Source organism: Streptomyces sp. CA-142005, from assembly GCF_050942335.1.
Taxonomy (GTDB): domain Bacteria; phylum Actinomycetota; class Actinomycetes; order Streptomycetales; family Streptomycetaceae; genus Streptomyces.
Genome location: NZ_CP192078.1, coordinates 315,352 through 331,591, shown reverse-complemented (window position 1 = coordinate 331,591; position 16,240 = coordinate 315,352). Strand labels below are relative to the sequence as shown.

Below are 16,240 nucleotides of genomic sequence, written 5' to 3'. Positions count from 1 at the left end.
TCTCCGCGGCAGGGGGTTCACCTGGGCATTCCTTGATCCGTCTCTCCCAGCCCACGGACTGGTATCCCTGCTCGACGCGGGTTTCGCCGCGGTTGGTCACTCTGGGCCGACGTGAGGCTGGATCTCCACGGTGAAGACGGCGTCGTCCGGGCCGGTGCCTTCTTCGTCTGCCCACACGATCACGCGCGTGTGCTGCTCGCAGATGCCGTTCACCTTCCACTCGGTCGCCAGGTCGGTGACGACGAGCGCGGCGACGTACTCGGCGCCCTGCCTGGCGGTATCGGTGGTGATCTTTCCCCGCCAGCGAGGGGAGCGGCCGCCGAGGGGGCGCCAGCCGGCGGAGCCGTGCGGCTCCTCCACCCGGTACGCCCACGTCCTCTCGGTACCCATGACACTGATCCTGTCCCCGTAAGGAGCCTCCTGCGCCGGAGATCACGCTGCATCGAAGTCCGACCGGGGCCGCACCTCCACGACGAAGTCCGCGTCCTTCATCTCGCCCGCCTCGTCGTGCCAGAGGAAGACCCGCACGTGCATCGCGTGACGCAGGCCGGCCCTCTCCCACTCGGTCATGAGGTCGGCGACGATGCGGCCGATGGCGCGCTTGGCTCCCTCGTCGGTGTCCGGAGCGGTGATCGCGCCGTGCCACTGTTCGGGGTCGCTGCCGTAGGGGCGCCAGCCCTCGGACCCGTGCGGCTCGAACACCCGGTACGCCCAGTCCGTATTGGTGTTCATATCACCGATCCTGTCACTGCAAGGAGCCTCATGCGCCGCATCGGCTCGACGCCCGCCCAGCGCGGGTGCGGAGCGAACAACAGCTGCCCCGACGTCCTGGAGCTGGAGGACGGCGACTTCCTCGTGATCGGCAAGCTCCACCTCCTGACCGCGCCGGAGGCGGAGCGGATGAACGAGGTGGGTGCGTCGATCGGCGAGGACGAGACTGTGGTCCTGGTGCCGCGCGACTGCATCCTGGCCGCCGCGCGGCAGCTGGCGTCAGAGGGGGTCGCCGGGGCGGGGTGAGAGGGGAGGGGCCGGCTGACTCGAACACCGCAGATCGATCCGCTCCCCGAGTGGTGGATGACGCAGGCATGCCGTACGACGACATGACGGACGCCGAGTTCGAGGACTTCTGCTTCGAGCCGATGCGTGAGCCGGGGTTCGTGAACGTCGACCGGCCCCCCGGAATGCACCTCCTACGGCCCGCAAGACCGCGAGGCGGTTCTGAACCAGGTACGCCACCACCTTGCCTGGGCCGAGGCGGGCGATTCCTTATGGCCTGGCGGCCATCTGCTCAGACCGCCGGGCACGCGGCCGTGAATCAGCGTGGGGATCTTGGCGCAGCCCCGGTCCACCGCCGGAAACGGGTCCATTCGCCGCCACAAGCGGCGCCTCCTGCGTGGCTTACCGAGTCCGTGCAACACCTCTGATCGGCTGGCTGGTGCTCTGACCGGGAAGGTTCGCCGGGCTGGCGGTTGGAATGGTTGGACAGGCGGTGACGTCGGTTGCGACGCATGTTGAGTGGTCGCGGCGGCCGCCTCCGTCCACCTCGGTGCCCTCCGCGTCCCGCGACGGTCACACCCCTACCGCGGCCGCTTCCTGATGCGCCGCTGGAAAAAAGGTGCGGGCCGCTGTCGATTCGGCCACGTCCTGTTCGACGTCATGATGTGCGGCGCCTCGCCACACGATGCCGCGACTGGATATGACGAGGACACACGTGGATCAATTGCTGAGAGTCATGAACTTCAACGTCTCGAGTGACGGAATCGGTGCCGGTGAGCACCAGAGTCTCGAGCGGCCGTTCGGCCTCGACCATCCCGAGAGGCTGTTCGCCTGGGCCGGAGCCACGGCGAGCTGGCCCATGCGCACGGATCCCGGGGGGAGCCGGGGCCTGGACGACTACTTCACGCGAGACTTCGCACACAACATCGGTGCCGAGATCATGGGCCGCAACAAGTTCGGGCCCCAGCGCGGATCCTGGCACGATCATGGGTGGCGCGGCTGGTGGGGGCAGGAGCCCCCGTTTTGCACTCCGGTGTTCGTCATGACCCACCACACGCGTCCTTCGTTCACGCTCTCCGACACCACGTTCCACTTCGTCGACAGCGACCCGGCCACCGTCCTCGAACGGGCGCGGGAAGCGGCGCAGGGCAAGGACGTCCGGCTCGGCGGCGGGGTCACCACCATCCGGCAGTTCCTTGATGCCGGCCTTGTCGACACCATGCATGTGGCGGTCTCGCCGGTAAAGCTCGGGTCCGGACTACGGCTCTGGGAGTCCCCCGATGAGCTGCTCGACCGGTTCCACCTGGAGGTCGTGCCCAGCCCGAGCGGCGTGACGCACCACCTGTTCTGGCGGCGGTGACGCGAGGGGCCCACTCGAGTTCAGGCTGCGGCTGCGAGGGGCCCATCCTCCGGGGGGGGGAGGTTTGCCGGCGCCGACGTGCTGGGGCAGGTTCGGTTCCCCCGTATCCGGGCCTGCCCCCGCTCTCCCGGCTCGCAGAGCCGTGGGGCGTTGGGCGCTCCAGGGGTGTGACGGCCCGGCACTCCAGTGCGCTGTAGGAGTGGGCCCGGGGACCCAGGGGCCACGTGGCACCCGCTCGCCCCCGAATCCGAGCGGGTGGTCGCGCACCGAGGGGCAGGCAGGTGAATCCCCCGTCGCCTGCCTGCCCCCTGCGCACCCCGGCGCCCGGTCCGAGCGGGAGCGTGCGTCGACCCGGGCAACCGGGACCCGATGACCGCAGACCGAACCATCGGGCCCGGGGGACTACGAGCAACGCGATGATCGGGGTGTGCGGGCAGGGTCTGCTGGCGGACCGCTACGAGTTGCAGGAGCTGCTGGGACGCGGCGCGATGGGCGAGGTCTGGAGAGCCTGCGACCACCTCCTCGGGCGGCCCGTGGCCGTCAAACTGCTGCATGCCGAAAAGGCAGCGGACGCCGAGCGTTCCGCCTGGAGGCGCAGATCGCGGCCCGGCTCAACCACGCATCGGACCCGATGACCGGGCCAAGCCGCCTAGTCACCGACGCAGTGAACGAATGCAGTACGGCGTGCGGCGTGACGCCATAGACATCAGCCAAATACGATGAACATGTTCGCTTTTGCGGCAAATGAGAGGCCGTGCCATGGATGGAATTGCCGACATGGGAGGCACCCGGGGCTGGGGACGCGTTCATCCACCGGATCGCGAGGAGCGCGTCTTCGCGCAGGACTGGGAGCGCAAGGCGTTCGCTCTGGCGATTCTCTCCAGCCGCGTTGCCTGCGGCGGCGTCAACACGGATGCCTTCCGGCACGCGTTGGAGCGCCTGGACCGCGCCGCCTACCTGGACGACGGCTACTTCGGGCGATGGCTGAACGCCGGAGAACTGATGCTCACTGAACACTCCGTCCTGGCGCCCGGTGCGGTCGAAGCCCGCGCCCGCAACCTGCACGGCGAAAACGTGGAGGAGCCACCGGTCCCGGAACCTGTCCTGCCCCGGTACACACCCACCGCCGAGGGCTCACTGCGGTCCGTGGAGACCTCACCGAAATTCGACGTAGGCGAGCGTGTACGCGCCAGGAACATGTCCGTGCCCGGGCACACTCGTCTGCCGCGCTACGTCCGGGGACACAGTGGAGTCGTCGAGATCATCCAGCCCGCCCATGTACTGCCGGACACCAATGCCCACTTCATGGGCGAGAATCCCCAACACGTCTACTCGGTGCGGTTCGACTCACGCGAACTGTGGGGCGCCGACGCCGAACCCTTCACCGTCACCGTGGACATGTACGAGAGCTATCTGGAGTCCACCGCATGACCACCACCGGCGGCTCTGACGAGAGCCCTTCCGTGGCGCTGCGCACCGAGGCGCTCGAACAACTGCTCACCGAGCGCGGCCTGATCGACCCGAAGGCCATGGACGCGATCATCACCCGCTACGAGACGAGCGTGGGTCCACTCAACGGCGCCAAGGTCGTCGCCAGGGCGTGGACGGACCCCGACTACCGGCGGCGTCTGCTCGAAGACGGCACCGCCGCGATCAAGGAACTCGGCTTCTCGGGACAGCAGGGTGAGCACATCGTCGTGGTCGAGAACACCCCGACCACCCACAACGTCGTGGTGTGCACGCTGTGCTCGTGCTACCCGTGGCCGGTACTCGGCCTGCCGCCGAGTTGGTACAAGGACCCCGCCTACCGCGCGCGCGTGGTCAGGGAGCCGCGCACGGTGCTGGCCGAGATGGGACTCACGCTCGACGACGATGTGCAGATCATCGTCCGGGACTCCACCAGCGAGGTGCGCTGGCTCGTACTGCCCGAGCGCCCACCCGGCACCGAGCGCCTCACGGAAGAAGAACTCGTGCCGCTGATCACCAGGGATGCGATGGTCGGCGTAGCCAAGGTGGCGACACCATGAGCACGCCGTTGGACGTCGAGGGACCGGCAGCGCCTCCCCGCTCCAACGGTGAGCTCGTGTTCGCCGCGCCGTGGGAAAGCCGTGCCTTCGGCATGGCCGTCGCCCTGTACGAGGCGGGCGTCTTCCGCTGGCCGGACTTCCAGACCGCGCTGATCGCCCGGATCACCGCCTGGGCAGCCCCAGGGGAGCACGGCGAGCCATACCAGTACTACCGACTATGGCTGGGCGCCCTGGAGGACGTGCTCGCCGGCCTCGGCACCGTGTCCACGGACGAGGTCATCACACGCGCCCAAGCCCTGGCACAACGCTCCCCGGGTCACGACCACCGTGACCAGGCGCGTTGACTCCGGCGCCTTCCGGGCAGACTTCCCTGCCGGCGAGCTGATCTTCCGGGAGTTTTCGGGGCGAGTGAACGCAAGGGCTCCGCTCGGGGCCACCGAAGTCGCAACCCCCGCGCGAGTGGCCGGCAGCCCGGCAGGAGGACATGCGGCGACCGTCCACACCGGCGTCATCTCCTGGAGCAGGGACGGCCCCGCCCTCCCTCCTCGCCTTCGCCTTCACCGACGGCCACCTCACCGAGAGCACCGCCGTGGTCGACCCGGCCGAACCCGCGCCCATGGACCTGCCGACCCCGGTGTGACTCCCTGACAGCGCATCGCGGCCGGCCACAGGGCTCCATGCAGCGCCGCATCAACCGCGGTCACTCAGAGTGTCCTGGTCGGCGGGGATTCCGTTCATTACCGCCGCCCGACGAATCACACCTCGGCGCCGACATGTCGTGTCGAACACGCAATGCGTCGACCTGCCTGATCACGACGTGCCGCAAAGCCGAGTGGCATGGGAGGCGGTGGGCCAGGATTGGCGGCAACGGGAGGTCGCCGTCGGCGTCACCAGGGGGCCACGCTCAGAGCAAGACGGGGTTACCGGCACAGTGATCGACACGGACGAGCCAGCCAAGCGGAACGCCGGGTTCGGAGACGGCGGATCATTCGCCCATCTCAAGCTCATGCCCAGTGGCGGTCTGACGGTCATCGGATGCGTCGACCCGCGTGTCGACCCGTCCGACGTGCTCGGGCTCAAGCTCGGCGAGGCAGCGGTGATCCGCAACGTCGGAGGGCGGGTCACGCCCGCGACACTCCGGACGCTGGAGATGCTCTCCAAGGTCGTGCAGTCCCGTACGGGCGGCCCTCGCCCGGGTGACAACCACTACGCGGTCCTGCACCACACCGACTGCGGCATCACGGACCTGGCCGCGTTCCCCGAACCGCTGGCAGACTACTTCGAAGTTCCGGCCGGAGACCTGGAGGCGAAGGCGGTCACCGACCCGGCCACCGCCGTCCGCGTCGACGTCGAAACCCTCAAGCAGAGGCTTCGGGCCGGAGTCTTCGTCTCAGGGCTCGTGTACGACCTGGCCACCGGGCTCATCGACGCCGTCGTCCCGCCTGCGCCAGTGGAAGCATGACAGCGCGCGGCGCCTGCGGCCGGCGCGACCGCCGTGAGCCCGCGGCTTGTACCGGGGTACGCTGCCCCGGCCGGTCGTATCGGCGAGGAGGCGCTTTCTGGCATGTGCGACGATCACGGGCACTCGGCGGCCGAGGCGGCGTGGTCAGCGCCTCGCGCCGCGGAGGGGCCGGCTGTCGACCCGGTGACGCTGCCCGAGGCCGACGAAGTCAGGGTCACGACCATGGTCGACAACACCTTCGACGCCCTGCTGGCATCCGCCGAAGGCGTCACCCGGGCGTCGGTGGGCACCGGGCGGACCACCGCGCGGCAGTTCGCCGACGGCGAGACCCTCGCGGGGCTGCGTGCCGAGCATGGCTTCTCCGCCCTGGTCACCGTCCGAAGCGGGAACGCGAGCAGCACACTGCTGTTCGACACCGGCGCGTCACCGGACGGGCTGGCGGTGAACGCCGAGCGTCTTGGCATCGATGCCGGCGACCTGCAGGGCGTCGTGCTCAGCCACGGACACTTCGACCACGCGGGCGGCTTCGACGGCCTGGCCCGGCTGCGCGGTCGCTCCGGCCTGCCGCTGACCGTCCACCCCGCGGTCTGGACCCGCCGCCGCCTGGCACTACCCGCCGGCCAGGGTCTGGAGATGCCCACGCTGTCACGGGGTGCCCTGGAACGCGAAGGGTTTGAGGTGATCGAGCGGCGGCAGCCGTCGCTGCTGGCCGGCGGCATCCTGATCACCGGCGAGGTGGACCGCGTCACCGAGTTCGAGCACGGCATGCCGCCGGCACACCAAGCCTGGGACGGGAACGGCTGGCGACACGACCCCGCCGTCATCGACGACCAGGCACTCGTCATCAACGTGCGCGGCCGGGGACTCGTCATCATCACAGGGTGCGGCCACGCCGGGGTGGTCAACATCATCCGGCACGCCATGAGGCTGACCGGCGTCACCAAACTGCTGGCCCTCATCGGCGGCTTCCACCTGAGCGGCCCCGCCTTCGAGCCGGTCATCGGCCCGACGGTGGCCGCGCTCACCGAACTCGCACCCGAGCTGATCGTCCCCAGTCACTGCACCGGCTGGCGCGCCCAGCACACCCTCGCCGCAGCCCTCCCGGACGCATGGGTGCAGACCAGCGTCGGAACCACCTACACACTCAGCGCCCCACAGGGAGGCGATGCCTGATACCGGCTCAGCAGTCCCGGCTCCGGTGCAACAGGAAATGCGGCGTCGACGGTACGCGAAGTGAACGGCCGGGCTGGATGCGAAGAGGCAGTCGTCGATGTCCAGGGCCTCCGGTGACGTCGCCGTGGCGTTGGTGGTGTTCGTCCAGCTCAGCAGCCGGAGCAATCCGTCCAGTGGGCCGCCTGTGAGCGTGGCGTAGGTCTGCTGGTCCTGACCGTACACGCGGCCGCGCAGCAGCTGCTCGGGACCGGAGCATGGAGCGGGCCCGACCGAGTTCGGAGCTTGTTGACACCGTTGTCGCGCACCCGTCGTTCCCTGTCCGGTCGCCGCGGTCTGCCCGGCGCGCTGGAGTGGGGCTTTGCGAGTAGCGTGGCTGATACGACGTGCTCATCGGCCGCTTCCGCTGCCGGCCTCTCCGTCGCCTTTTGCGTCCGCTGCCGGTCGTGGCGTGACATTCCGCTCGCGGCCCGGGCGCTGAATTCTTGTGAACCGGAAATTTCGGATAGGTGTTGGAGGGGCGATAATGGCCTTCGCCAGTGCCGAGGACGGCACGCAGATCTATTTCAAGGACTGGGGATCGGGTCAGCCGGTGGTCTTCTCCCACGGCTGGCCCCTGATCGCGGACACGTGGGATCCGCAGCTGATGCTGATGGCGGACAACGGCTTCCGGGTTGTGGCGCACGACCGGCGCGGGGGCGGACGCTCGGGGCAGCCCTGGAAGGGGAACGACCTCGACACGTACGCCGAGGATCTCGCCTCCGTCGTCGAGGCCCTCGACCTTCGCAACGTGATCCTGGTCGGTCACTCGACCGGTGGCGGAGAGGTCACGCGCTACATCGGCCGGCACGGCACGGGCCGTGTCGCCAAGGCGGTCCTGCTGGGTGCGATCCCCCCGTTGATGCTCAGGACGGACGCGAATCCGGAGGGGCTGCCGATCGAGGTCTTCGACGAGATCAGGAAAGGCGTGCTGACGGACCGTTCCCAGTTCTACAAGGACCTCAGTGCCCCTTTCTACGGCGCCAACCGCGAAGGAACGACCGTCTCCCAGGGAACCCGCGACGAGTTCTGGCTCTGGAGCATGACGGTCAGCATCAAGGCCGCCTACGACTGCGTCAAGGCGTTCTCGGAGACCGACCTCACCGAGGACCTGAAGACGTTCGACATTCCCACGCTGATCATTCACGGCGATGACGACCAGATCGTCCCCATTGTGGCCTCCGCGGAGAAATCGTCACAGCTCGTCGAGGACGTGACCTTCAAGGTCTACTCGGGTGCCCCGCACGGTCTGTCGATGGTTCCCGAGTTCGCGGAACGGTTCAATGCCGACCTCCTCGAATTCGCCCGCGGCTGACCAGGTGGGTTCAGGCGCTCCGATGACAGCCGGAATGCTGGTGAGGGTGCCGGTATCGGCATCGCTGTTGTCCGCAGCGGCCACGGAGTTCCTCGGGCGCTGAGAGAGGGAAGGTCACTCATGCCTCGCTGAAGCGGTGTCGCTCGCAGAAGTGCACGCGCACGGTACCGAACCACTTCGTCTTCGAAGACGGCGGGGACGAAGGCGACAGGCAGGAAGCGGCACGCTATGGGACTGACCGCCACAGTGAAAGCCGAGGATCGTCTCACATGCGTCGCTGCAACAACCGATGCACGAGGATCGCCAGGCTGATAAGGACCACCGGATGACCCGGTTGCGGCTGTGTCGTCGGCATCGGAGGCGCAATCAACCTCGCCGGCATTCACCGACCCCCCCGCCGGCGAGCCGGGCCGCCGGATCGACGCTGCTCCGGCCACCGGCGTCTGGCACGACCGAGCAGGAGACCGGCATGAACGCGTTGCTCGCAGAGGTCCTCGATGCCCATGGTGGCCTCGATCGCTGGAACGCACTCACCACGGTTCGCGCCACCATCGTCAGCAGTGGCGACATGTTCGTCATCAAGGGGATGCCACAGGACCCCACCCCCCGGGAGATGACCGTCTGGCTGCACGAACAGCACGCCTCTGTGATGCCGTTCGGCGCCCCCGACCAGAAGACCGACTTCACGGCCGACCGAGTCGGCATCGAAAAGGTCGACGGGCGCGTCGTGGCCGAACGCGACGAACCGCGGAAGTCGTTCGCAGGGCACGATCTCAACACCCCGTGGGACCCACTGGACCGCGCCTACTTCAACGGTTACACGCTGTGGACGTATCTCACCACGCCCTTCCTGCTTTCGATGCCCGGCTTCGCCGTCACCGAGATCGAACCATGGCGGGAAGGAGACGAACTCTGGCGGGGACTGCGGGCCACCTTCCCGCCCCACATCGCCAGCCACAGCACCCAACAGGACTTCTACTTCGGACCCGAGTATCTCCTGCGTCGGCACGACTATCACGTCGACATCGCGGGCGGGTTCGCCGCGGCACAGTACGTCTACGACGCCGTGGAGGCGGACGGGATCCGTCTGCCCACCAAACGCCGGGCCTACCGAAGAGATGCGGAGAACCGCCCGATCCTGAAACAGACAATGGTCTCCATCGACGTCAGCGACGCTCGGTTCACCTGACACCGGGGTCTGTTCGTGGCGCGGGCCGAGCGGGACTGGTGGCTGCGCCGCGCCGTACCGTCTCAACGGCCCGCTCAGCCGCCGAGGTTGGCCAGCCGGCCCAACGCGCTGAGACTCGGCAGGAACAAGTACTCGCCGCCCCGCGTGGTGACAAAGCGCTCGACGCCGTGCAGGCGACGCCGGACGGGGCGCTGCGGGACCGTGAAGATGCCTGTGCCGTCGTTGTCGCCCGTGAGCAGGTCCTCAACGTGCCTGCGTGATCTTTTCTGCCTTGGCGGTGTCCTGGACCGTCATGGTCGGATTGGAGGCGTACCACATGTCGGCCTCCACGATCTTCGTCGCCAGTAAGTCGACGATGTGCGGATCGGCCGCCCTGGGATGACCCTCCGCGACACTTGAAGTCACCGTCATAGGTGACCGCGCCGATGACCTGAGTGTCGTTGTTGATGAACGTGACGCGGAAGTCTGGACCGTGCCGACGAGCTTTTCGTAGCGAAAGGCGTCGTCCTGGATCTTGGCGGTGTTCTGGCGGAACCTCTCCGCCCCGCCCGGCTTGGCACCGAAGAGAACAGTTATTTCCGCCACCTGCCCGACTCGCCGTAACCGTCGGGCTGCCTGGCCACGGTCGGAGTCGCGTCCGCCAAAGTCGCCGACGTCTGGCACCTTTGCGTCGTCATGACTCCCTCTCCCTTTGATCTTCTCTTGGTCGGTCTGCTGGCTCCTTCTCCGTTCTGAGGTTGTTCGAATTCTTCCCCTTGCCGGCTTTGTCGCCCTGCGGGGCGTCGACAAGACGATCAGGACAGCATGGGTCCGGGGCTCAGGAAGGGTCCTCCGCAACCGGCTTTGAGCCGGAGTCGAGTAGACGGCGGCCGTCGACGGGGCGGCCCGTGGGGTGCGGTCGGTGGAGGTGGTGGGTGCCGTAGCGTTCGATGGCCAGGAGAGCGGCGTCGTCTCCCGGTTCGTGGCCGACGTGTTCCAGCAGATCACGGTGGATGTGGCGTAGCAGGGCCTCGGGCCCGGATGTGGGCGCGGAGGCGGCGCGCTCGGTGAGGGGGTAGAAGGCTCCTTTGGGCGAGCGGGCTTCGATGACGCCGTCGGTGTAGAGCAGCAGCGTGTCGCCGTCTTCGAAGGTGAAGGGGTCGGCGCGGTGGCTGGGCACGGACAGCTCGCACATGCCCAAGGGGGGTACGGGACGTCGCGCGTGCAGGACGGTGACCTGGCCGTCGTGCAGCAGCAGGGGCGGCGGGTGGCCCATGTTGATCATCTCGACCTGCGTGTTGTGGTCGGGGATGTCGAGCAGAAGGGCGGTGATGAAGTGCTCGCCAGGGTCGTGCTGGGTGTCTGCGATGTCCTGCAGATGCCTGCAGACGCTCGCCTCCAGGCCCGCGGCGAGTTCGGGCAGGCTGTCGTAGTGGTGCGCGCCCTCGCGGAACGCGCCCAGCACCATGGATGCCTCACCGATGGCGGCCAGTCCCTTGCCGCGGACGTCGCCGATGATCACGTGGGTGCCGCGGTCGGAGCGGGCGATCGCGAACAGGTCGCCGCCTATTCGGGTCTCGTCCTCGGCCGCCAGGTAAAGCCACGCCACCCGCAGCGGGCCGATCCGGCGGCGCGGCGGCCGCAGCAGTACGAGCTGCGCCGTCTCGGCCACCGACCGTGCCCGGTTCAGCTCCCGGCTGCGCCGCTCGCGCACGTGGCAGACGAAGACGACCAGGGCGGACAGCATGGTCAAGGCGGTGATCTGCGAGAGGTGGTTGGGTGTGGTCAGTCCGCCGTGGAACACGGCGATGAGCACCTGGGCGGCCACGGCCAGTGCTCCGACGAGGGCGGTGAGCCGCGGCCCGGCCAGGGACGCGGTCAGGGCCGGCGCGATCACCAGCAAGGGGCCCAGGTGGACGTCCGGCGGGGAATGAATGTCCACCACGGTGATCACGACGATCAGCGCAAGGGGGATTGCCACCAGCCTGCGGCCCAGCTGCTGCTCCGGGAGGCGGTCCACCGGCACACGCCCCGCGCCCATACGTATCGGTATACACCCGGCTGTAGTGCATGTCCCACAGCGAGATCTTCGCCTGGAGCCTATGCCTTCTCCGGATCCCCCTGGACCGTTCGACGGCACCGGCCGGGACGCCCGCGGCTGCCGCCAGGGCTCTCGGAGGCGGCTTGGATGGCAAGTGCCCTTTACATGGGAGAGACGACGGCTCAGCGGCCCCCCGAACGCCCTTCACGCCAGCCGCCCTACGACGTCGGGAGCTTCGCCGCGATGGGGGGACCACGGAGACCCTGGTGCACACACCTCGACCGCAGAACAGGCACAAGACCGAGGGCTCCGTATCCACCCCTCACCATGAGCGAAACCATGTCTGACCAGTAAGAGCTCATCTCATTTGGCTGGGTAAGCTGCCGGTCGTGGCGACGATCGTTGAACGGCTGGTGCCGGACGAGTTGTGGGAGCTGTTCCAGCGGGTGGTGCCAGAGGCGCCGTCGCGACCTCAGGGTGGTGGCCGACGTCGGCACGGTGACCGCGAAGTGCTGGCCGCAATCGTCTTCGTGGCGACCTCGGGCTGCACGTGGCAGCAGTTGCCGACCGCCTCGTTCGGGCCGTCCGGCGCGACGGCTCACCGACGCTTTACCGAGTGGACGAAAGCCCGCGTGTGGGCGCTGGCGAACTCGCAGATCGTCCGGCGGTGCGGAAGGGTGCGGGCCTTCTGGTTGCGACGCGGGGACGGTGGCTGTTCGTCAGGGTGTCCTCGGGTGCGGGTCATCCGCCGGTCTGCTGTGTGCTGTGTCGGCCGACTCGGTGTGTGAGAGTGCGGCGAGGAGCCGCAGTTTCTCGTCGCTGTCGCTGTCCTTGTCGGGGTAGTAGACGACGAGGATGACGTCGTCGACAGGGAGTTTGTCGCGGTGCAGGCGTAGTTCACCGACGACGGGGTGGTGGACCGTGGTCGTGCCTCCGTCGAGACTGCGGACGTCGTGGCGGGCCCACAGGGTACGGAACCGCTGGCTGGACAGTGCGAGTTCTCCGACGAGCTCGACGAACCGGGGGTCGTCCGTGTCGTCCCCGATGGTGGTGCGCAGGGCGGCGACAAAATCGGCTGTGGCCTTCGTCCAGTCCTGGTGGAAGGCTTGTTCCTCGGGATCGAGGAGGAGAGAACGAAGCCGGTTCTGGCCGGGGCGCAGGCGGGGGGAGAGCGCGACCGCCATGGGGTTGGAGGCCAGGACATCGAACGCGCGCCCCTCGACGAACGCGGGGATCTGAAGATGGGCGAGCAGCTGGTGCACCCGCGCCGGTACGTGCTCTGGCCGCTTGCGGCGCGGCGCCCTGGGGCGTGCCGCAGCGAGGCCGAGCAGATACGTCTGCTCGATGTCGTCGAGCTGCAGGACGCGTGCGAGTGATTCGAGGACCTGCGGTGAGGGGTTCTTGTCACGGCCCCGTTCCAGGCGCAGGTAGTAGTCGGGGCTGATTCCGGCGAGCAGGGCGACTTCCTCACGGCGCAGGCCGGGCACGCGGCGGTTGCCGCCGGGCGGGAATCCTGCTTGCGCCGGGGAGACCAGCTCACGCCGGGCACGTAGGTAGCTGCCGAGCCGGTTGCCGGATTCCTCATCCTTCATACCGACACCGTAATGCGGTGCGTGTGTCTCGGAGGGGCCCTGTCAGGACCAGGGAAGACGGGGGCACTGCCACACCCGGCGCAGGCCGTCAACACTGCGGTCACTGCCTTCAAAGAGACAGGGAACACCGTTTTCCTGCGCCGCGGCCTGCCCGCCGTCGGCGCCCTGGACCGAAGGGAAGATCTCATGGATCTCTCCAACCGCACCGTTATGATCGTCGGCGGGACCTCGGGTATCGGGCGAGAGCTGGCCCGGCGCTTCGCCGCGGCGGGCAGCACCGTGGCCGTCGGCGGCCGCAGCCCGGAGGCACTCTCCGAACTCTCCGGGGAAGGCTTCGGCACGTTCGGCATCGACGTCACCGACGGCGCCTCCGTCGCATCCGCCCGTGACGCCGTGCTCGCCCGCTACCCCGAGCTGGACACGGTGGTGACGATGTCGGGCGTCATGCTCCTGGAGGACCTGCGCGACCCCGCGCACTTCGAGGCGGCAGAGGCGACCGTCGACACCAACCTGCTCGGCACCATCCGGGTCATCGACGCGTTCACTCCGCACCTGGTCCGGCGGGGAGCCGGCACCTTCGTCACGGTCACCTCCGGCATCGCCTTCCTGCCCTTCCCGCCCATGCCCAGCTACGCCGCCTCCAAGGCCGCGGTGCACGCCTACTCCGAGGCACTGCGTGCGCAGCTCGACGGCACCGGTGTCGGCGTCGTCGAGCTCGTCCCCCCGGCCGTCGCCACGGCAGGACAGGAGAAGGTGAACCCGCACGCGTTGCCGCTCGACGACTTCGCCACCGAGGTGATGGACCTGCTGGGGACCGAGCCCACTCCGCGCGAGATCCTCGTCAATCGCGTCCTGGTGCACCGGTGGGCCGAGCGCGACGGCACCTACGACGAACTGGTGGCTCAGCGCTCGCAGGCCCTCGCGATGCTCCCGAGCCGGCAGGAACAGCGATGAACAGCAGAATCGCGTTGATGATCTGCCCGTCCTAACCTCCCCGTTCCAGCGGAGGCCCGGCGCCACACATGTAGTGCCGGGCCTCCGGCGTTCCCGCCGTGTGGCCGCCGTGACGCCCTGTCGGCCGCACGGGCGAGGGGGGTCCGGCCGCAGCGGGCGGAGCGGGTGAGCGGTCAGCGGTCCGACGACGGAGCGGATCAGGCCCCGACGGGTAGGCCCAGCCGCTTGCGGGCCGACTCGCTCTGCGACAGGGACAGCGCGTCGGCTTCCAGTAGGCGCGGCAGCAGCTCGCGTTCACCGGTCAGTGCGCGTAGCACCATCGCCGACGTCACCCCGTGGTCCGCGAACGTACCCCAGAGCCTGCGGCAGCAGATGAAGGGTGCAGGCGATGCAAGGTGGCCACGGCGAAGGCGATGGTCCGCAGTGCCATCGCGGACAGGATCCCGTTTCGGTGGGTGACCACGACCCTTCTGTGGCTTGGTAGAGGAGGCTCATGCTGACGGCGCTGGTGGTGGTGAAGGACCTCGGCAGGGCTCTGGAGGACTCACAGGATGTCGCGCTGGGCGGCGAAACCGGTGCGCCAGGTCGGCCACTCGGGCTGCCAACCCCGGCTGCGAGCAAGCGCGTTGAGAGCACCGCGCTCCCACTCCTGCCGACCCACCACCCGGCCGGGTGCGGGCACGCCGAGGGCTTTGGCCAGGGCCGGAAGCCACTCGTGGGCGGGGCCGGGCTCGTCGTCCACTATGTTGACCGGTCCGCTTGGCCAGTCGAGCGCGGCCAGCGCGGCGCCTGCCGCGTCGGCGACGTGGACGAAGGAGCTCACCGCGTCGTTCACCGCGGTGCTCCCCAGGAAGCGCGCCGACCGGTCGCCCGCCAGGGCCGCCGCGAAAGCGCCGCCCGGTGCGTACCAGGTGCCGGGCCCGTACAACAGGCCGTAGCGGAGCAAGACCGCAGTCTCCAACTCGGCCGCCGTCTCCTCCAAGGCCCTGACGGCGGCAACCATCCGGGCTCGGGGTTGAGCTTCCGTGCCGTCGAGCGGTACCACCTCCTCGGCCGGCCCTTCGCCCGGCGCATACGCCCAGGAAATCGACTGTGCGACGATCCGGCCGACCCCAGCCGCCTTCGCGGCCTCCACCAGGTTCCGGGTGCCCTCGCGGCGCATTCGGCCGTTGGCAGCCCCGTCCGCGCCGGAGAGGTCGGTGAGCTGATGGATCACTACCTCCGGTGCTGCCGCGCAGACCGCGTGCCGCAGTCTCTCCGCGTCGAGCGCGTCCGCATGGACTCCCGTCGCTCCGAGGCTTCTGATCCGCTCGATCCCGGCCAGGGACCGTGAGGTCCCGGTGACCTCGTGCCCAGCCGCAACAAGCATCGGGACGAGCAGACTGCCGACAGCGCCGGTGGCGCCGGCGACGAAGACACGCATGAGAACTCCAGTTCCAGGGGGCGGCGGTGCGAGCCCAGCCTAGTACTGCAACTGGGTTTGTCGTGACTGATGGCCAGGTCAGGGGCTGTGCCCGCGCCGCTTGTAGTGGCTGATGCTGGCCTGGTGTTGTCGTCGTCGGCGCCAGGTCGACCAGTGCAGGATGTGCTCGACGGGTGTGTGTCGGCCGTCGGTGAGGCGGGTGATCAGCCGTCGTATCTCGGCGAGGCTGAGGTGGATGAGCTGGGAGGAACCGTTTCTGCTTTCCCGGCATCCAGCTCGCGGGCCCGCAGGACGGTCAGGCAGGCGTGGGCGGCCATGGCCAGGGTCATGTGGCGGTGCCAGCCGGTGCCCGCAGCCGGACTACCCCGCGACGTGCTCCCGAACCCGTGGCAGGCGCAAACTCTGCTTGGCGCAAGAGGAGTTGGTGATGAACACGAGACTGATCCGGAACCGAACCATAGGATCCAGGTATGCCCGGAGGGGTTGGACGTTCGACAGGGACTGAAGTTTCCCCATGATCTTGGACACTTGATGCTTACGCCGCGAGGGCGTGTCCTTGCTCGTGACGCTGCCGGATCTCGCAGTGGGGTGAGGTAGCCCAGAGTGGATGCTTCCGCAATCGCCGTCGGTTGTAGAAGGTCTCGATACGGCCTATGCGAATGGAGGCCCGCCTATGAGTTCAAAGGGTCCCTG

At 68.5% G+C, this 16,240-nt stretch carries 18 protein-coding genes and 2 pseudogenes; 12 read left to right on the top strand and 8 right to left on the bottom strand.

Going from position 1 to position 16,240, the window contains the following annotated elements:
- Window positions 1-96 precede the first annotated feature (96 nt).
- On the bottom strand, window positions 97-390 hold the full coding sequence (locus ACQPXS_RS01730; RefSeq protein ID WP_433446231.1) for a hypothetical protein: 294 nt from the start codon (window positions 388-390) through the stop codon (window positions 97-99).
- A gap of 42 nt (window positions 391-432) precedes the next feature.
- Window positions 433-732 (bottom strand): hypothetical protein, encoded by a 300-nt coding sequence (locus ACQPXS_RS01725; protein ID WP_351812630.1) that lies wholly within the window; start codon window positions 730-732, stop codon window positions 433-435.
- A 30-nt stretch (window positions 733-762) separates the two neighbouring features.
- Between ACQPXS_RS01725 and ACQPXS_RS01720 the strand changes: the two genes are divergently transcribed.
- From ACQPXS_RS01720 to ACQPXS_RS01675, 10 genes are all read left to right on the top strand, one after another.
- Window positions 763-1,017 carry a hypothetical protein gene (locus ACQPXS_RS01720; RefSeq protein ID WP_433446229.1) on the top strand — a complete coding sequence of 85 codons (255 nt, stop codon included), beginning with the start codon at window positions 763-765 and terminating at the stop codon, window positions 1,015-1,017.
- 694 nt (window positions 1,018-1,711) lie between these two features.
- Window positions 1,712-2,356, top strand: a complete 645-nt coding sequence (locus ACQPXS_RS01715) for a dihydrofolate reductase family protein (protein WP_433446227.1) — start codon at window positions 1,712-1,714, stop codon at window positions 2,354-2,356.
- Window positions 2,357-3,115: 759 nt separating this feature from the next.
- On the top strand, window positions 3,116-3,787 hold the full coding sequence (gene nthB / locus ACQPXS_RS01710) for a nitrile hydratase subunit beta (RefSeq protein ID WP_365334904.1): 672 nt from the start codon (window positions 3,116-3,118) through the stop codon (window positions 3,785-3,787).
- The gene (gene nthA, locus ACQPXS_RS01705) at window positions 3,784-4,383 is read left to right on the top strand and encodes a nitrile hydratase subunit alpha (RefSeq protein ID WP_433446225.1); all 600 of its coding nucleotides are present in this window, start codon (window positions 3,784-3,786) and stop codon (window positions 4,381-4,383) included. The genes nthB and nthA overlap by 4 nt, the downstream gene beginning before the upstream one ends.
- Window positions 4,380-4,727, top strand: coding sequence for a nitrile hydratase accessory protein (locus ACQPXS_RS01700; RefSeq protein WP_433446223.1), 348 nt, complete (start codon window positions 4,380-4,382; stop codon window positions 4,725-4,727). The genes nthA and ACQPXS_RS01700 overlap by 4 nt, the downstream gene beginning before the upstream one ends.
- Window positions 4,728-4,867: 140 nt before the next feature.
- A complete protein-coding gene (locus tag ACQPXS_RS01695) occupies window positions 4,868-5,023 on the top strand; it encodes a hypothetical protein (protein ID WP_433446221.1) in 156 nt (51 codons plus the stop codon).
- Window positions 5,024-5,389: 366 nt separating this feature from the next.
- Window positions 5,390-5,845 carry a carbonic anhydrase gene (locus tag ACQPXS_RS01690; RefSeq protein WP_433446219.1) on the top strand — a complete coding sequence of 152 codons (456 nt, stop codon included), beginning with the start codon at window positions 5,390-5,392 and terminating at the stop codon, window positions 5,843-5,845.
- Between the two features lie 102 nt (window positions 5,846-5,947).
- Window positions 5,948-7,018, top strand: a complete 1,071-nt coding sequence (locus ACQPXS_RS01685) for an MBL fold metallo-hydrolase (protein WP_433446217.1) — start codon at window positions 5,948-5,950, stop codon at window positions 7,016-7,018.
- A 523-nt stretch (window positions 7,019-7,541) separates the two neighbouring features.
- Window positions 7,542-8,369, top strand: a complete 828-nt coding sequence (locus ACQPXS_RS01680) for an alpha/beta fold hydrolase (protein ID WP_433446215.1) — start codon at window positions 7,542-7,544, stop codon at window positions 8,367-8,369.
- Between the two features lie 469 nt (window positions 8,370-8,838).
- Entirely contained in the window at window positions 8,839-9,558 is a 720-nt protein-coding gene (locus tag ACQPXS_RS01675; protein WP_433446213.1) for a hypothetical protein, read from the top strand.
- Window positions 9,559-9,801: 243 nt separating this feature from the next.
- Here ACQPXS_RS01675 and ACQPXS_RS01670 read toward each other — a convergent pair whose 3' ends face one another.
- Window positions 9,802-10,143 (bottom strand): hypothetical protein, encoded by a 342-nt coding sequence (locus tag ACQPXS_RS01670; RefSeq protein ID WP_433446211.1) that lies wholly within the window; start codon window positions 10,141-10,143, stop codon window positions 9,802-9,804.
- A gap of 232 nt (window positions 10,144-10,375) precedes the next feature.
- On the bottom strand, window positions 10,376-11,578 hold the full coding sequence (locus ACQPXS_RS01665) for a PP2C family protein-serine/threonine phosphatase (RefSeq protein WP_433446209.1): 1,203 nt from the start codon (window positions 11,576-11,578) through the stop codon (window positions 10,376-10,378).
- Window positions 11,579-11,958: 380 nt separating this feature from the next.
- On the opposite strand from ACQPXS_RS01665, the pseudogene ACQPXS_RS01660 reads away from it, so the two are divergent.
- Window positions 11,959-12,252: pseudogene (locus ACQPXS_RS01660) on the top strand (transposase); the annotation flags it as partial.
- Between the two features lie 45 nt (window positions 12,253-12,297).
- On the opposite strand, the gene ACQPXS_RS01655 reads toward ACQPXS_RS01660, so the two are convergent.
- Window positions 12,298-13,170 (bottom strand): helix-turn-helix domain-containing protein, encoded by an 873-nt coding sequence (locus ACQPXS_RS01655; RefSeq protein WP_433446207.1) that lies wholly within the window; start codon window positions 13,168-13,170, stop codon window positions 12,298-12,300.
- Window positions 13,171-13,356: 186 nt separating this feature from the next.
- On the opposite strand from ACQPXS_RS01655, the gene ACQPXS_RS01650 reads away from it, so the two are divergent.
- Window positions 13,357-14,124 (top strand): SDR family oxidoreductase, encoded by a 768-nt coding sequence (locus ACQPXS_RS01650; RefSeq protein WP_433446205.1) that lies wholly within the window; start codon window positions 13,357-13,359, stop codon window positions 14,122-14,124.
- Between the two features lie 197 nt (window positions 14,125-14,321).
- Here ACQPXS_RS01650 and ACQPXS_RS01645 read toward each other — a convergent pair whose 3' ends face one another.
- The 3 genes and pseudogenes from ACQPXS_RS01645 to ACQPXS_RS01635 form a co-directional block, all read right to left on the bottom strand.
- The gene (locus tag ACQPXS_RS01645; protein WP_433446203.1) at window positions 14,322-14,444 is read right to left on the bottom strand and encodes a hypothetical protein; all 123 of its coding nucleotides are present in this window, start codon (window positions 14,442-14,444) and stop codon (window positions 14,322-14,324) included.
- 224 nt (window positions 14,445-14,668) lie between these two features.
- Complete coding sequence (locus ACQPXS_RS01640) at window positions 14,669-15,547, bottom strand: NAD-dependent epimerase/dehydratase family protein (protein ID WP_433446201.1); 879 nt, start codon at window positions 15,545-15,547, stop codon at window positions 14,669-14,671.
- 203 nt (window positions 15,548-15,750) lie between these two features.
- Window positions 15,751-15,891: pseudogene (locus tag ACQPXS_RS01635) on the bottom strand (IS701 family transposase); the annotation flags it as partial.
- Window positions 15,892-16,240 lie beyond the last annotated feature (349 nt).

Excerpts from the sequence above, each read along its gene's own strand:
- ACQPXS_RS01695 (WP_433446221.1), top strand. The coding sequence starts at position 4,868 with ATGCGGCGACCGTCCACACCGGCGTCATCTCCTGGAGCAGGGACGGCC.
- ACQPXS_RS01720 (WP_433446229.1), top strand. The coding sequence starts at position 763 with ATGCGCCGCATCGGCTCGACGCCCGCCCAGCGCGGGTGCGGAGCGAAC.
- ACQPXS_RS01685 (WP_433446217.1), top strand. The coding sequence starts at position 5,948 with ATGTGCGACGATCACGGGCACTCGGCGGCCGAGGCGGCGTGGTCAGCG.
- ACQPXS_RS01730 (WP_433446231.1), bottom strand. The coding sequence starts at position 390 with ATGGGTACCGAGAGGACGTGGGCGTACCGGGTGGAGGAGCCGCACGGC.
- ACQPXS_RS01700 (WP_433446223.1), top strand. The coding sequence starts at position 4,380 with ATGAGCACGCCGTTGGACGTCGAGGGACCGGCAGCGCCTCCCCGCTCC.
- ACQPXS_RS01655 (WP_433446207.1), bottom strand. The coding sequence starts at position 13,170 with ATGAAGGATGAGGAATCCGGCAACCGGCTCGGCAGCTACCTACGTGCC.
- nthB (WP_365334904.1), top strand. The coding sequence starts at position 3,116 with ATGGATGGAATTGCCGACATGGGAGGCACCCGGGGCTGGGGACGCGTT.
- ACQPXS_RS01640 (WP_433446201.1), bottom strand. The coding sequence starts at position 15,547 with ATGCGTGTCTTCGTCGCCGGCGCCACCGGCGCTGTCGGCAGTCTGCTC.
- ACQPXS_RS01725 (WP_351812630.1), bottom strand. The coding sequence starts at position 732 with ATGAACACCAATACGGACTGGGCGTACCGGGTGTTCGAGCCGCACGGG.
- ACQPXS_RS01675 (WP_433446213.1), top strand. The coding sequence starts at position 8,839 with ATGAACGCGTTGCTCGCAGAGGTCCTCGATGCCCATGGTGGCCTCGAT.
- ACQPXS_RS01680 (WP_433446215.1), top strand. The coding sequence starts at position 7,542 with ATGGCCTTCGCCAGTGCCGAGGACGGCACGCAGATCTATTTCAAGGAC.
- ACQPXS_RS01665 (WP_433446209.1), bottom strand. The coding sequence starts at position 11,578 with ATGGGCGCGGGGCGTGTGCCGGTGGACCGCCTCCCGGAGCAGCAGCTG.
- ACQPXS_RS01650 (WP_433446205.1), top strand. The coding sequence starts at position 13,357 with ATGGATCTCTCCAACCGCACCGTTATGATCGTCGGCGGGACCTCGGGT.
- nthA (WP_433446225.1), top strand. The coding sequence starts at position 3,784 with ATGACCACCACCGGCGGCTCTGACGAGAGCCCTTCCGTGGCGCTGCGC.
- ACQPXS_RS01690 (WP_433446219.1), top strand. The coding sequence starts at position 5,390 with ATGCCCAGTGGCGGTCTGACGGTCATCGGATGCGTCGACCCGCGTGTC.
- ACQPXS_RS01645 (WP_433446203.1), bottom strand. The coding sequence starts at position 14,444 with ATGGTGCTACGCGCACTGACCGGTGAACGCGAGCTGCTGCCGCGCCTA.